The organism is Pseudomonas sp. P5_A12, assembly GCF_056400685.1.
This window is the reverse complement of record NZ_JBFUKU010000001.1, coordinates 95938-111024: the sequence shown is the minus strand read 5'-3', so window position 1 is coordinate 111024 and position 15087 is coordinate 95938. Positions and strand designations below refer to the sequence as shown.

At 59.3% G+C, this 15087-nt stretch carries 9 protein-coding genes, 2 tRNA genes and 2 pseudogenes; 9 read left to right on the top strand and 4 right to left on the bottom strand.

The annotated features are described in order from the left end of the window. From AC1DSG_RS00460 to AC1DSG_RS00430, 7 genes and pseudogenes are all read left to right on the top strand, one after another. Positions 1–86 (top strand): annotated as a pseudogene (locus AC1DSG_RS00460) (hypothetical protein); the annotation flags it as partial. Then, a pseudogene (hflX, locus tag AC1DSG_RS00455) lies at positions 79–1071 on the top strand (ribosome rescue GTPase HflX); the annotation flags it as partial. The pseudogenes AC1DSG_RS00460 and hflX, both read left to right, overlap by 8 nt. 96 nt (positions 1072–1167) lie before the next feature. Further along, complete coding sequence (gene hflK / locus AC1DSG_RS00450; RefSeq protein ID WP_477789109.1) at positions 1168–2343, top strand: FtsH protease activity modulator HflK; 1176 nt, start codon at positions 1168–1170, stop codon at positions 2341–2343. Beyond that, the gene (gene hflC, locus AC1DSG_RS00445) at positions 2343–3212 is read left to right on the top strand and encodes a protease modulator HflC (RefSeq protein ID WP_477789108.1); all 870 of its coding nucleotides are present in this window, start codon (positions 2343–2345) and stop codon (positions 3210–3212) included. Before hflK ends, hflC begins: the two co-directional genes overlap by 1 nt. Positions 3213–3527: 315 nt before the next feature. After that, positions 3528–4715: an ATP phosphoribosyltransferase regulatory subunit gene (locus tag AC1DSG_RS00440; protein ID WP_477789107.1), complete on the top strand. Its 1188-nt coding sequence runs from the start codon at positions 3528–3530 to the stop codon at positions 4713–4715. A 54-nt stretch (positions 4716–4769) separates the two neighbouring features. Further along, positions 4770–6059, top strand: a complete 1290-nt coding sequence (locus AC1DSG_RS00435; protein WP_027921980.1) for an adenylosuccinate synthase — start codon at positions 4770–4772, stop codon at positions 6057–6059. A 150-nt stretch (positions 6060–6209) separates the two neighbouring features. Next, positions 6210–8144, top strand: a complete 1935-nt coding sequence (locus AC1DSG_RS00430) for a methyl-accepting chemotaxis protein (RefSeq protein ID WP_477789106.1) — start codon at positions 6210–6212, stop codon at positions 8142–8144. A gap of 121 nt (positions 8145–8265) precedes the next feature. Here AC1DSG_RS00430 and AC1DSG_RS00425 read toward each other — a convergent pair whose 3' ends face one another. From AC1DSG_RS00425 to AC1DSG_RS00410, 4 genes are all read right to left on the bottom strand, one after another. Further along, a complete protein-coding gene (locus tag AC1DSG_RS00425) occupies positions 8266–9831 on the bottom strand; it encodes an ABC transporter permease (RefSeq protein ID WP_477789105.1) in 1566 nt (521 codons plus the stop codon). Continuing rightward, positions 9831–10841: an iron ABC transporter substrate-binding protein gene (locus tag AC1DSG_RS00420; RefSeq protein ID WP_477789104.1), complete on the bottom strand. Its 1011-nt coding sequence runs from the start codon at positions 10839–10841 to the stop codon at positions 9831–9833. The genes AC1DSG_RS00425 and AC1DSG_RS00420 overlap by 1 nt, the downstream gene beginning before the upstream one ends. Before the next feature lie 218 nt (positions 10842–11059). Next, positions 11060–11146 (bottom strand) — tRNA-Leu (locus AC1DSG_RS00415). A gap of 166 nt (positions 11147–11312) precedes the next feature. Then, positions 11313–11399: transfer RNA gene (locus AC1DSG_RS00410), tRNA-Leu, on the bottom strand. Positions 11400–11625: 226 nt separating this feature from the next. Between AC1DSG_RS00410 and rnr the strand changes: the two genes are divergently transcribed. Next, a complete protein-coding gene (gene rnr / locus AC1DSG_RS00405; RefSeq protein ID WP_477789103.1) occupies positions 11626–14256 on the top strand; it encodes a ribonuclease R in 2631 nt (876 codons plus the stop codon). Then, complete coding sequence (gene rlmB, locus AC1DSG_RS00400; RefSeq protein ID WP_477789102.1) at positions 14253–15020, top strand: 23S rRNA (guanosine(2251)-2'-O)-methyltransferase RlmB; 768 nt, start codon at positions 14253–14255, stop codon at positions 15018–15020. Before rnr ends, rlmB begins: the two co-directional genes overlap by 4 nt. Positions 15021–15087: the final 67 nt, after the last annotated feature.

The window sequence follows — 15087 nt, the reverse complement described above, 5'->3', positions numbered from 1 at the left end:
GTGTCGATTCGGCACTGGTCTACCGGGGCATGGACATTGGCACGGCCAAACCGTCGAAAGAAATTTTGAGCGAATTCCCGCACCGGTCTGATTCTCGATATTTTCGCCCAACGTGCCCGTACCCATGAAGGCAAGCTCCAGGTAGAACTGGCCCAGCTTGACCACATGAGCACCCGGCTGGTTCGTGGCTGGACTCACCTTGAACGCCAAGGTGGCGGTATCGGCATGCGTGGCCCGGGTGAAACCCAGCTGGAAACCGACCGCCGTTTGCTGCGGGTTCGTCTGCGACAGATCAAGGGCCGGCTGGAGAAAGTGCGCAGCCAGCGCGAACAGTCGCGACGTGGTCGTATGCGTGCGGATATCCCTACCGTGTCGCTGGTGGGTTATACCAACGCCGGTAAATCCACGCTCTTCAATAACGTGACGAAATCCGACGTGTACGCGGCTGACCAATTGTTTGCCACGCTGGACCCGACCCTGCGCCGTCTGGATTTAGACGATCTGGGGCCGATTGTCCTGGCGGACACTGTAGGTTTCATTCGCCACTTGCCCCACAAGCTGGTCGAGGCATTTCGGTCTACTCTCGAAGAGTCGAGCAACTCCGACCTGTTGTTGCATGTGATCGATGCGGCCGAACCAGATCGCATGTTGCAGATCGAGCAGGTGATGGTGGTGCTGGGCGAGATTGGTGCCCAGGACTTGCCGATCCTCGAGGTCTATAACAAACTCGATTTGCTTGAAGGCGTTGAGCCACAAATCCAGCGCGACGAGAACGGCAAACCCCAGCGGGTATGGCTGTCGGCGCGTGATGGCACGGGTCTGGAGTTGCTTGAGCAAGCCATTGCCGAGTTACTTGGCAGTGATTTGTTTATCGGCACCTTGCGCTTGCCGCAACGTTTTGCTCGACTGCGTGCGCAGTTTTTCGAAGTCGGTGCGGTACAGAAAGAAGAACACGACGAAGAAGGCATCAGCTTGCTGGCCGTTCGCTTGCCACGGATCGAGTTGAATCGATTGGTGAGTCGCGAAGGTTTGCAACCGAATGACTTCATCGAGCAACACACTTTGCAATAAAAGCCTGAGAAAGCGGTTGTGCCGTGGTGACAGGCATTCTGTAGCATTGGTCGGCGCGCCGTGGGTGCGTCTTTGCTTTATCAGATGGAGAGCGCTATGGCTTGGAATGAGCCGGGTGGCAACTCGAATAATCAGGATCCTTGGGGTGGCAAGCGCCGCAATAACGGCGACCGCAAGGGACCACCGGATCTCGACGAGGCCTTCCGAAAGCTGCAGGAAAGCCTGAACGGGTTGTTCGGTGGTGGTAAGAAACGCGGTGATGACGGCGGAGGTTCGGGCAAGAGCGGCGGCTTCGGCGGCATTCTTGGCATCGGCCTTGTCGTGCTTGCGGCCGTTTGGCTGTACAGCGCAGTCTATGTCGTCGACGAGCAGGAGCAAGCCGTGGTGCTGCGCTTCGGCAAGTACTACGAAACCGTCGGCCCGGGCCTGAACATCTATTTCCCGCCGATCGACAAGAAGTACCTGGAAAACGTTACGCGTGAGCGTTCGTACACCAAGCAGGGGCAGATGCTGACCGAAGACGAGAACATCGTCGAAGTGCCGCTGACCGTGCAGTACAAGATCAGCAACCTGCAGGATTTCGTGCTGGATGTCGATCAGCCGGAAATCAGCCTGCAGCAAGCGACAGACAGTGCGTTGCGTCACGTGGTGGGTTCTACCGCCATGGACCAGGTACTGACTGAAGGTCGTGAGTTGATGGCCAGCGAGATCAAGGAGCGTCTGCAACGCTTCATGGATACCTATCGCACCGGCATCACCGTTACCCAGGTCAACGTTCAGAACGCAGCGGCACCGCGTGAAGTCCAGGAAGCCTTCGATGACGTGATCCGTGCACGTGAAGACGAGCAACGTTCGCGCAACCAGGCTGAGACCTATGCCAACGGCGTCGTGCCGGAAGCCCGTGGTCAGGCCCAGCGTATCCTTGAGGATGCCAATGGTTACCGTGACGAAACCGTCTCGCGCGCCAAGGGTGAGGCCGATCGCTTCACCAAGCTGGTCGCCGAGTATCGCAAGGCCCCTGAAGTCACTCGCGAGCGTCTGTATCTGGACACCATGCAGGAAGTCTTCACCAACACCAGCAAGGTACTCGTGACCGGCAACAAGAATGGCCAGAGCAATCTGCTGTACTTGCCGCTGGACAAGATGGTCGAAAGTGGTCGCAACACCAGCAGCGCTCCGGTTACGGGCGCGGCAGCCAGCAGCAATGAAGCGAATGCGCGTGCAGCAGCTGATCTGCAACAACAGCAAGCACGTACCAGGGAGAGTCGCTGATGAGCAATAAATCGCTGATCGCCCTTATTGTCGGCGTCGTCGTGGCGATCGCTGCCTGGAACTGCTTCTACATCGTGGCTCAGACCGAGCGTGCGGTGTTGCTGCAGTTCGGTCGCGTGGTTCAGGCCGATGTTCAGCCGGGCCTGCATGTGAAAGTGCCTTACGTTAACCAGGTGCGTAAGTTCGACGCACGCCTGATGACGCTGGATGCACCGACACAACGCTTCCTGACGCTGGAAAAGAAAGCCGTCATGGTGGATGCCTTCGCCAAGTGGCGCGTGAAAGACGCCGAGCGTTTCTACACCGCAACTTCCGGCCTCAAGCAGATCGCCGACGAGCGTCTGTCCCGTCGTCTGGAATCGGGCCTGCGTGACCAGTTCGGTAAGCGCACGCTGCATGAAGTGGTTTCCGGTGAGCGTGACGCGCTGATGGCTGACATCACCGCTTCGCTAAACAAGATGGCGGAAAAAGAACTGGGCATCGAAGTCGTCGATGTTCGGGTCAAGGCTATCGATCTGCCGAAAGAAGTGAACCGCAGCGTGTTCGAGCGTATGAGCACCGAGCGTGAGCGTGAAGCTCGCGAGCACCGCGCCAAGGGTAACGAGCTGGCAGAAGGCATCCGTGCCGACGCCGATCGTCAGCGCCGCGTGTTGCTGGCTGAAGCCTATCGTGAATCTGAAGAGGTTCGAGGTGACGGTGATGCCCAGGCATCTGCCATCTACAACAAGGCCTACGGCCAGGACCAGGAGTTCTACGCTTTCTATCGTAGCCTGCGCGCCTACCGTGAAAGCTTCGCGAACAAATCCGACGTCATGGTCCTGGACCCAAGCAGCGACTTCTTCCGTTACCTGGAAAAAGCCAAGCCTTGATACCGCGTTGACCTGAATCGTCCCCCGCCTGGCGGCTAAAGCCTCGGGCGGGGTGATCCTTTGGGAAAACGTGTGTATGATGCGGCAGCCGGGAAATTCCCGGCTTTTTTGCGTCTGCACGTTTGATTGCTGTTTTCAGGCAGAAAACCGAGTTGAATGACTCGACAGGATTTTCGAGGAAAGTGGTTGGCGAAGCCGGTTCGAGGCTTTTCGCCGTGTTGTTCATGCGCGTGGTTTGCACATGAACCGATCATTTTCTGCTTCACTCAAGGCTCGCCCGACGGCTTGCCGCCCGGATCATAGGGGAATGGCGTAATGGCAACGGTAGACCGCTGGCTGCTGCCAGATGGCATCGAAGAAGTACTGCCACCAGAAGCGGCGCGCATTGAAGTCGCGCGTCGTCAGGTGTTGGATCTGTTCCAGAGCTGGGGTTACGAGTTTGTCGTGACTCCCCATATCGAGTACCTGGAATCCCTGCTGACCGGCGCGGGCTCGGACCTCGATTTGCGTACCTTCAAGGTCATCGACCCGCAATCGGGCCGGCAGATGGGGTTCCGTGCCGACATCACGCCGCAAGTGGCGCGCATCGATGCGCACACCTTGCGTCGCGAAGGCCCGAGCCGTCTGTGCTATGCCGGTAGCGTGCTGCACGCTCAGCCTCGTGCATTGTCGTCCTCGCGCAGCCCGATCCAGTTGGGTGCCGAGTTGTATGGCGATGGCAGCCCGAGCAGCGATGTGGAAGTCATCAGCCTGATGTTGACTATGCTGCAACTGGCCGATGTACCGGATGTGCACATGGACCTCGGTCATGTCGGCATCTATCGTGGCCTGGCCCGCGCCGCCGGTTTGTCCGGCGAAGTCGAGCAACAATTGTTCGATGCGTTGCAACGCAAGGCCATCGACGAGGTCATTACCTTGACCGAAGGCCTGCCCGCCGATTTGTCGGACATGCTGCGCGCATTGGTTGATTTGTGTGGCGGCCGTGAAGTATTGAGTGCTGCCCGCGAGCGTCTGGCGAATGCGCCGGCCCCTGTTCTGGCTGCTCTGGACGACCTGTTGGCGATTGCCGAGCGTCTGTCCGCGCGTTTCCCGGAACTGCCGCTGTACTTCGACCTGGGCGAGTTGCGCGGTTACCACTACCACACCGGTGTGGTGTTCGCAGTGTTCGTGCCGGGTGTCGGCCAGTCCATTGCCCAGGGCGGTCGTTACGACGACATCGGCGCCGACTTCGGTCGCGCTCGTCCGGCTACTGGCTTCTCTACCGATTTGAAAACCCTGGTGACCCTGGGGCGTGCTGAAATCGAGCTACCGTCTGGCGGTATCTGGATGCCTGACAGTACGGATGCGGCACTCTGGCAGCAGGTTTGCCAGTTGCGCAGTGAGGGTCAGCGTGTCGTTCAGGCATTGCCTGGACAACCTTTGGCCGCCGCCCGTGAAGCGGACTGCGACCGGCAATTGATTCAGCAGAACGGGCTTTGGCAAGTATTGCCGCTGGCTTCTTGAGTTTTCCTGCCGGCCGCCGCCGGCACCAAGTTTGYGCGAATGAGGACAAGTGTTATGGGTAAGAATGTCGTAGTCCTGGGCACCCAATGGGGTGATGAGGGCAAAGGCAAGATCGTTGATCTGCTGACCGAACATGCTGCCGCCGTAGTGCGCTACCAGGGTGGCCACAACGCTGGTCACACGCTGGTGATCGATGGCGAGAAAACCGTCTTGCACCTGATCCCGTCGGGCGTATTGCGCGAAGGCGTGCAGTGCCTGATCGGTAACGGCGTAGTGGTTGCACCCGACGCCCTGCTACGCGAGATCACCAAGCTGGAAGAGAAAGGCGTACCGGTGCGCGAGCGCCTGCGTATCAGTCCGTCCTGCCCGTTGATCCTGTCCTTCCACGTGGCGCTGGACCAGGCCCGTGAAAAGGCTCGTGGCGAGCTGAAGATCGGTACCACCGGTCGCGGCATCGGCCCGGCGTACGAAGACAAGGTTGCACGTCGTGGCCTGCGCGTTGGCGATCTGCTCAACATGCCGCGCTTCGAAGACAAGCTGCGTGAACTGGTGGATTACCACAACTTCATGCTGGTGGGTTACTACAAAGAGCCTGCCATCGAGTTCGAAAAAACCCTGGCCGAGTGCAAGGAATACGCTGAGCTGCTCAAGCCGTTGATGCTGGACGTGACGGCCGAGTTGCACGACCTTCGTCGCGCTGGCAAAGACATCATGTTCGAAGGCGCCCAGGGTTCGTTGCTCGACATCGACCACGGTACCTATCCGTACGTGACCAGCTCCAACACCACCGCCGGTGGCGTGGCGACCGGTTCGGGCGTTGGCCCGATGTTCCTGGACTACATTCTGGGTATCACCAAGGCTTACACCACTCGCGTAGGTTCGGGCCCATTCCCGACTGAACTCTTTGACGAAGTAGGTGCGCACCTGGCCAAGCAAGGTCACGAGTTCGGTGCTACCACCGGCCGTGCCCGTCGTTGCGGCTGGTTCGACGCCGTTATCCTGCGTCGCGCTATCGATGTGAACAGCATCTCGGGCATCTGCCTGACCAAGCTGGACGTACTCGACGGCCTGGAAACCATCAACATCTGCGTCGGCTACAAAGATGCGCAAGGCAACGCCGTTGCCCCGACTGACGCTGACAGCTACGTAGGCCTTCAGCCTGTGTACGAAGAAGTGCCGGGCTGGACCGAATCGACCGTGGGTGCCAAAACCCTGGAAGAGCTGCCAGCTAACGCTCGTGCCTACATCAAGCGCGTTGAGGAGTTGATCGGTGCGCCGATTGACATTATTTCGACGGGTCCGGACCGCAACGAAACCATCGTTCTGCGTCACCCGTTCGCTTAATAAGCCATTGATGTAAAAAACAAAGGCCCCTTAATCGGGGCCTTTGTCGTTTATGCCTTTTGGACGGCATGACCTTTGCTGTGATCCTGACTAAAAGCATCGCTTTCAGCGTGCCATCAATTCAATGGCACCCAGGCAGAGGGATTTTAAGTGTCAGCCGTTCTCTCATTGTTACAAAGTCGTTTGTTGCGACCTGTGTTCGTTACCTTGGGTATCGCCCTTTTGGTGCAGGTACTGGTGGCTGTTGTTCTGACCCGGAGTACAGTGACGGCGCTGGAAGCCGATCTGGGTGCGCGCCTGGGCGCTGACAGTCAAAAACTCTCTGGCGAACTAGAGCAGGCAGGACGTGAAGTCACGTCGAGCCTCGACAGCCTCTCGACCAATACGCGTCAGCGCCTCACGGCCGGTTTGTCCTCGCGTTTGAAGGATGAGCAGGCACAGTTGCGCGCAGCGCTGGAAAAAGGCCTGAAGGACTCCGCTAATGATATGGCGCAGCTTCTGGCTTCAGTCGCACCCCGCGCCATGTGGGACAACGACGTGCCAACCCTGTCTGAATTTGCCCGCCGGGCACAGCGTAATCCCAATGTGTTGTTCGTGGTTTACGACGATGCAGCGGGGCAGCACCTGACGCGCTATCTGAATCGCGAAGACCCGATCAACAAGGCCTTGCTGGAAAAGGGGCAGGGCGAGGGCGCGCTGGACAAGGTTCTGGATGCGGCGAAGAGCGATCCATCGGTTTATTACCTTGAGGCCTCGATCAACCCCAATGGTGTGGAAATCGGCAAGGTTTTGATGGGGGTCTCCACTGCCTCGGTGGAAACCGATCTGGCGGCCCTGGACAAGCGTTTCTCGGCGCTGATTGCCAGCAGCGATCAACTGGTCGGCGACAGCCTCAAGGGCGCGTCTGCAGGCAGTGCAGCGGCCATGGGCGCGCGTTTGCAGTCGGCGCAGTCCACTGCGTCTGAAATGAAAGCCAATACCGCCAGCACGGTGCAGGAAGCGGCAGCGACCTTGCGCTGGCGTATCGGCATGAGTTTGGCGTTGGTCGGTTGCGGTGTGTTGCTGTTGCTGGCGGTGGTGTTGGGACGTCGAGTGGTCAACCGCTTGAGACTGCTGATTAGCGCCATGGATGATCTGGCGGCGGGCGAGGGCGACCTCACCAAGCGCGTGCAGATCAACAGCAAGGACGAAATTGGCGACATGGCCTCGGCGGTCAATCGCTTTGTGGATAAGTTGCAGCCGATCGTGCGCGAGGCGGGCGATGTGGCCCGGCGTACCGGTGTGGAAATCGGCGCCATGACCTTGCGTAGTGCCGGGGCTGACAAGGCGGCGGGCATGCAGCGCGATGAAGTGGCCGAGAGTCTGCGGGCGTTGTCGCAGATGGCTGATGAAGCGCAATCTGAAAGCCACGCCATGCAGGCTGCGTTGCAGCAGGTGGTGGACATCCGTTCCGCCACCGACGAAAACACCCGGACCTCGGCGAAAGTCGAAAGCCTGATCGAAGCGTTGGCCGGGCAGGTCGATACCGGAGCGAAAGTCATCGAGCGGTTGGCGCAGCAAAGTGAACAGATTGAAGTGGTGTTGACGGTGATCCATGGGATCGCCGAGCAAACCAACCTGCTGGCGCTCAACGCAGCCATCGAGGCGGCGCGTGCGGGCGAGACCGGTCGCGGGTTTGCCGTGGTGGCTGACGAAGTGCGGGCGCTGGCGAGCAAGACGCAGAGCTCGACCGGTGACATTCAGGCGCAAATCGTTGCCTTGCAACAAGGCGCGCGTGAAGCGGTGGCAGCGATTGGTCAGGCGGGACGCCAGGCCAGCGAAGGTTTGCTGGTATTGCGCGACAGTGCGCGGTTGCAGCAGTCGGTGCAGGCATCGGTCGAGCAGGTGCATGCGGCGATTGGTCTGGCGACTAAGGCAGCAGCGCATCAAGCGCAGGGCGCGCAAGCGGTGCGGGGGCGGGTTGAAACCATTCATGCACAGGCTGAGAAAACGGCTCAGGCAGTGGTGGAGACCACGGCCAGCGGCAAGGTCCTGGATGGGCTGGCGGCGCAATTGAAGGCGAGTCTGGGGCAGTTCAGGGCTTAATCGGTTGTCTGGACTGGCCCCTTCGCGAGCAGKCTCGCTCCCACAGTTGATCTCTAGTGCTCACAAATTTTGAGTTCACAACAGATCCAGTGTGGGAGCGAGMCTGCTCGCGAAGGCAATTTCAGCGGCTCAGATACATCCGTGTCGTGAGCAGATAAACCGGCACCCCCGACACCAAAATCAACAACGCCGCATAAGGCGCCGCCGCCGCGAACTCCACATTCGCGGTATGCGCCCAGACCTCTGTCGCCAAGGTATTGAGCCCGGTAGGACTCAACAACAGCGTCGCCGTCAGCTCCTTCATCGCATCCAGAAACACCAGCGCAAACGCAGCGCCCAGCKCCGGGAAAATAATCGGCAGCGTAATCCGGCAAAACGCGGTGAACGACGTAGCCCCCAGCGTGCGCGCTGCCTCTTCCAATTGCGGCGCAGCTTTGTTCAAGGCCGTTCGAATCGGCGCCTGTGCCAGCGGCAGAAACAGCAGCGCATAAGCAATCAGTAGCAATGCCGATGTCTGGTACAGCGCCGGCACATAGTGCAGCGCGAAATACACCAGCGTCAGCGCAATCACCAGGCCCGGCAGGGCATGCAGAAGATACGGCAAGCGCTCGGCCCAGATCGCCAATTGGCCTTTGTAGCGCACCACCAGCAATCCCACCGGCACGGCCAGCACCAGGCAGAGCGCTGCACCGCCCAGAGAGAGCGCAAGAGATGACAGCAGCGCCTCGCTGATTGCGACTACCGGGAACGCTGCTGAAGAACCGACCGCCAGCCAGTACACCAGCATCCCCAGTGGTATGCCGCTGCCGATGATTGCCAGGGTCAGGCAGTAAAGCTGTCCAGCTCCTGCCCAAGGCCCCAATTGAACCTGTTCCGCCTGCCGCGCCGCGCCTTGGCCGGTACGAACATGCCGGCCCTTGCCGCGAACCCGCAGCTCCAGCCACAGCAACATCAGGCACAGCGCGAGCAACACCGCCGAAAGCATCGCCGCGTTGGCATTGCTGAATTCCAGTTCGAATTGCTGATAAATCGCCGTGGTAAAGGTTTGCAAGCCGATAATCGACAGCGCGCCGAACTCCACCAGCATGTGCAGCGCGATCAACAGTGAACCCGCCAGCAATGATGGCCAGAGCAGCGGCAGCGTGATTCTGAAAAACACGCCCCAGCGATTCTGTCCAAGCGTGCGGGCGGACTCTTCAAGAGAGGGGTCAAGATTGCGCAACGTCGCCGCGACCGGCAGAAAGATCAGCGGGTACTTGGACAGCGTCATCACCAGAATTGCCCCGCCCAAGCCTTCGAAGTGAGCGCTGAGCGATACCCAGGTGAAACTACTGACAAACGCCGGTACTGCAAATGGCAGGCACAGAATCACGCCCCACAGCCGACGTCCCGGCAGATTGCTGCGTTCCAGCAGCCAGGCCAGCGACAGGCCGATCACGCCGCAGGCCAGTGTCACGCCAGCCATCAACGCCAACGTATTGCGCAGCAGCCCAAACACATAAGGTCGCCAGAGCAGATGCAGCGCTTCGGCCCAGCCGGCTTGCCAGGCTTTGAGTCCGACATACAGCAGCGGCAACAGACTGAGCACGACCAGCAGCAGAACCGGGAGCAGCAGCCAGATCGATGGCCGCTTGCGCCGTGGTACGTAACCCCCGCGCGAGGCGGGAGTAGATAACGGTGTGCTCATTAGTTCAAGCCAACGTCGCGTTCCAGGTCCAGGGCTTGTTCGGCGTTACCAAGATCGGCTGGCGTGACATCAKGGGCTTGCAGTTCGCTGAACGGCTTGAGGCCGCGATCCGACTCCATGCCTTTGTGCAGCGGGTATTCAGCAGTGGTCTGGGTGATCACGCGCTGACCTTCTTCGCTGGCCATATACGCGAGGAATTGCTGGGCTTCTTGTGGGTGTTTGCTGGATTTGAGCACGGCAGCGCTGGACACGGTGATGAGCCCGCCGACGTCGCCGCCGGTGAAGTAATGCAGTTTCGAATCGAGCTGGCCTTTCTCGCGTTGCAAGGCGAACCAGTAGTAGTTATTCACCAGTACGGTGGCGACTTCGCCATTTTCCACGGCTTTCAGGGCGACCATGTTGTTGCTGTAGGTCTTGCCGAACGCGCGCAAACCGGTCAGCCATTCTTCGGCTGCTTCCATGCCGTGCACTTTGATGATCGCGACAGCCTGTTCCTGAAAGGCGCCACTGGTGGGCACGAAGCCGACCTTGCCTTGCCATTGCGGATCGGAGAAATCCATCACCGACGTGGGCAGGTCCTTCTCGTCAATCAGTTTGGGGTTAAATGCCACGACCCGGACCCGAGCCGTGATGCCGATCCAGGTGCCGTTGCTCGCGACATATTCCTTGGGTAAAACAGCCAGTGTGGCGTCGTCGGTCTTGGCTAGCAGGCCTTGCTCGCCCAGTTTGTTCAGGGGTGGCGACTCTTCGGTGTAAATCACGTCGGCGGGGGAGCGATCGCCTTCTTCCACGACCTGGCTGGCGAGCTGGTTGCTGCTGCCTTTGCGCACGTTGACGTGGATGCCGGTCTTGGCTTCGAAAGCCTTGGCGATGGCGTCGCCGACTTCCTTGTGTTGACCGTTATAGAGTGTCAGGGAAACCGGGTCGGCAGCCTGGGTGAGGGGAGTGGCGAGTACCAGGCCGAGGAGGGTGAAGGTCAGGCCGCGGCGCAGGGTATTTCGAAACATCATTCGCAGGGTTCCTCACTGTCGCATTGCAAAAACTTGCAACAATGATAAACGATATTGTTTCTCATGTGCGCCTTGCTGGCTTGGGAAGTGTTTGCTAGAGCGGCTGCTACAGGTCGTGTGTTTCTTGAGAGGGAGGATTGGTTTGCGGAAGCCAGAAACGCAAAAACCCGCTTTCGCGGGTTTCTGTGAAATTCAAGATCGTGACCTTGAATTTGAATTGGTGCCCAGAAGAAGACTCGAACTTCCACGACCTTGCGGTCACCAGCACCTGAAGCTGGCGTGTCTACCAATTTCACCATCTGGGCATTCATCGCGAGCGTTGCCGCTGTTGATGTGGCGCACTATACGGAGAGCGTTTTGATCTGTAAACCCCTGATTTAGATTTAATAAATCAGATGCTTAGAATGCAAAAACCCGCTTTCGCGGGTTTTTGTGTGAGCCTTGAAATTGAACTAATCTCAAGCTCGAAATTGGTGCCCAGAAGAAGACTCGAACTTCCACGACCTTGCGGTCACCAGCACCTGAAGCTGGCGTGTCTACCAATTTCACCATCTGGGCATTATCGGCAGCGCGTCTGCGTCGTCGATGGCGCGCACTATACGGAGCGTCTTTTTAACTGTAAACCCCCGACATCAAAAAAACCTGGAAAATTTCGCCAGTGGTCTTCAAACAAGCGTTGCGATGTCGATAAAGGGCTTTAGAAGGGCTGTCACAGCTTGAAATTTCCCGTTTCATTACGCCTATGCCAAACTAACCCGCATATAGACAAGGTGAAAACTCTCTAATGGCCGATTGGCAGTCCCTCGATCCCGAGGCCGCTCGTGAAGCGGAAAAATATGAAAACCCTATTCCTAGCCGCGAACTGATCCTTCAGCACCTTGCTGATCGAGGTTCGCCTGCTAACCGCGAGCAACTGGTCGAAGAGTTTGGTCTGACCACGGAAGACCAGATCGAAGCCCTGCGTCGCCGCCTGCGCGCCATGGAGCGCGATGCTCAACTCATCTATACCCGTCGCGGCACCTATGCGCCGGTGGACAAGCTCGACCTGATCCTGGGCCGCATCAGCGGTCACCGTGACGGCTTCGGTTTCCTGGTCCCGGACGACGGCAGTGACGACCTGTTCATGAGCCCGGCGCAAATGCGCCTGGTATTCGACGGCGACCGTGCCCTGGCCCGTGTTTCCGGTCTCGACCGTCGCGGTCGCCGCGAAGGCATGATCGTCGAAGTGGTCTCCCGTGCTCACGAGACCATCGTCGGTCGCTACTTCGAAGAAGGCGGCATCGGCTTCGTCGTCGCGGATAACCCGAAGATCCAGCAAGAAGTGCTGGTCACGCCGGGCCGCAATGCCAATGCCCAGATCGGTCAATTCGTTGAGGTGAAGATCACTCACTGGCCGACACCACGCTTCCAGCCGCAAGGCGATGTGGTCGAAGTCGTGGGCAACTACATGGCGCCGGGCATGGAAATCGATGTCGCCCTGCGCACCTACGACATTCCTCACGTCTGGCCTGAAGCGGTCTTGAAAGAAGCCGCCAAGCTCAAGMCGGAAGTCGAAGAGAAAGACAAAGAGAAACGCATCGACTTGCGTCATCTGCCGTTCGTGACCATCGATGGTGAAGATGCGCGCGACTTCGATGACGCGGTTTACTGCGAATCCAAGCCGGGCAAGCTGCGCCTGTTCTCCGGTGGCTGGAAGTTGTACGTGGCGATTGCCGACGTTTCCAGCTACGTGAAAATCGGTTCGGCCCTGGACAACGAATCCCAGGTTCGCGGCAACTCGGTGTACTTCCCCGAGCGCGTCGTGCCGATGCTGCCTGAGCAACTGTCCAACGGCCTGTGCTCGCTGAACCCGCACGTCGACCGTCTGGCCATGGTTTGCGAGATGACCATCTCCAAGTCCGGCGAAATGACTGACTACTGCTTCTACGAAGCGGTGATTCACTCCCACGCCCGCCTGACCTACAACAAAGTCAGCGCGATGCTGGAAACGCCGAAACTCACCGAGGCGCGTCAGCTTCGTGGCGAGTACAACGACGTTCTGCCGCACCTCAAGCAGCTTTACGCACTGTACAAAGTGCTGTTGGCCGCTCGTCACGTGCGTGGCGCGATCGATTTCGAAACGCAGGAAACCCGGATCATCTTCGGGACCGAGCGCAAGATTGCCGAAATCCGCCCAACCGTTCGTAATGATGCGCACAAGCTGATCGAGGAATGCATGCTGGCGGCCAACGTGGCCACCGCCGAATTCCTGAAAAAGCACGAAATCCCGGCGCTGTACCGCGTACACGATGGTCCGCCGCCGGAGCGTCTAGAAAAACTGCGCGCCTTCCTCGGTGAACTCGGCCTGTCCCTGCACAAAGGCAAGGACGGCCCGTCGCCGAAGGACTATCAGGCCTTGCTGGCAAGCATCAAGGATCGTCCGGATTTCCATCTGATCCAGACTGTCATGCTGCGTTCGTTGAGCCAGGCGGTGTACAGCGCTGATAACCAGGGCCACTTCGGCCTGAATTACGAAGCCTATACCCACTTCACCTCGCCGATCCGCCGCTACCCGGACTTGCTCACGCACCGGGCGATCCGCAGCGTCATCCATTCCAAGCAGAACACGCCGCACGTTCGCCGTGCCGGTGCGATGACCATTCCGAAAGCGCGTATCTATCCGTACGACGAAGCGGCCCTGGAGCAGCTCGGCGAGCAGTGCTCGATGAGCGAGCGCCGTGCTGACGAAGCCACTCGCGACGTGGTGAACTGGCTCAAGTGCGAGTTCATGAAAGACCGCGTGGGCGAGTCGTTCCCGGGGGTGATCACCGCCGTGACCGGTTTTGGCCTGTTCGTCGAACTGACCGATATCTACGTCGAAGGCCTGGTGCATGTCACCGCTTTGCCGGGCGATTACTACCACTTCGACCCTGTGCACCACCGCCTCGCCGGTGAACGTACCGGTCGCAGTTTCCGTCTGGGCGACACCGTCGAAGTGCGCGTCATGCGCGTTGACCTCGACGAACGCAAGATCGACTTCGAGATGGCTGAAAAAACCATCAGCGCGCCAATTGGCCGCAAGAAGCGCGGAACCGAAACAACCGTTCCGGCCGCTAAAACCGCTGCAGAGCCGGCGCCGGCAAAAACCGGTCGTCGTCCTGCCAAGGAAAAGGCTGCCGAAGCCTATCGTCCAAGCGATGCCGCGGCGAAAAACGCCGAACTGCGTAAAAGCCGTGAAATGAAGCAGGCGTTGCTGTCTGAGGCGAAAAGCGGTGGTAAAGCGGCGTCTGGGGGAAAGACCGGGCGGTCGGCGCCTGACAAGGCCCCCGGCGGCAAGCCAGCAAAACCGAGCAAACATCGTAAAGGCCCGCCAAAAGCGGGTGCAGCTCCAGCCGGCAGAAGCGGCGGGGCGCGTAAACCTAAGGCCAAACCATGAGTCAGTTGGAAAAGATCTACGGCGTGCATGCGGTAGAAGCATTGCTGCGTCACCACCCGAAACGCGTCAAGCAGATTTGGTTGGCTGAAGGTCGCAGCGAGCCGCGTGTACAGGCGCTGATCGCGCTAGCGAATGAAAATCGCGTGCCCGTCGGCAACGCTGAGCGCCGCGAACTCGATGCCTGGGTTGATGGCGTGCACCAAGGCGTGGTGGCGGACGTGAGTCCGAGCCAGGTCTGGGGCGAGGCGATGCTCGACGAGCTGCTTGATCGCAGCGAAGGCGCACCGCTGTTGCTGGTGCTCGACGGCGTGACCGATCCGCACAACCTCGGCGCTTGCCTGCGTTCGGCCGATGCGGCCGGTGCGCTGGCGGTGATCGTGCCGAAGGACAAGTCGGCTACGCTGACCCCGACGGTCCGTAAAGTGGCCTGTGGCGCGGCGGAAGTGATTCCGTTGGTCGCCGTGACCAACCTGGCGCGCACTCTTGAGAAGCTCAAGCAGCGCGGCTTGTGGGTTGTCGGCACGGCAGGCGAGGCTGAGCAGAGTCTGTATCAGCAAGACATGACCGGCCCGACCATCCTGATCATGGGTGCAGAAGGCAGCGGCATGCGTCGCCTGACCCGCGATCTTTGCGACTACCTCGTGCACTTGCCAATGACTGGCAGCGTCAGCAGCCTCAACGTCTCCGTGGCGACCGGTGTCTGCCTGTTCGAAGCGCAGCGTCAGCGTAGCGTCAAGGCTGCTTCGGCCAGCAAAAAGTCTTAAGTCAGTTGTAATTTCTGTGGGAGCGAGCCTGCTCGCGAAGGCGGAGCAACATTCAGCATTAATGTTG

What these genes read in the sequence shown, in the direction of transcription:
- hflK (WP_477789109.1), top strand. Translation starts at nt 1,168, where the DNA reads ATGGCTTGGAATGAGCCGGGTGGCAACTCGAATAATCAGGATCCTTGG.
- hflC (WP_477789108.1), top strand. Translation starts at nt 2,343, where the DNA reads ATGAGCAATAAATCGCTGATCGCCCTTATTGTCGGCGTCGTCGTGGCG.
- AC1DSG_RS00435 (WP_027921980.1), top strand. Translation starts at nt 4,770, where the DNA reads ATGGGTAAGAATGTCGTAGTCCTGGGCACCCAATGGGGTGATGAGGGC.
- AC1DSG_RS00440 (WP_477789107.1), top strand. Translation starts at nt 3,528, where the DNA reads ATGGCAACGGTAGACCGCTGGCTGCTGCCAGATGGCATCGAAGAAGTA.
- rlmB (WP_477789102.1), top strand. Translation starts at nt 14,253, where the DNA reads ATGAGTCAGTTGGAAAAGATCTACGGCGTGCATGCGGTAGAAGCATTG.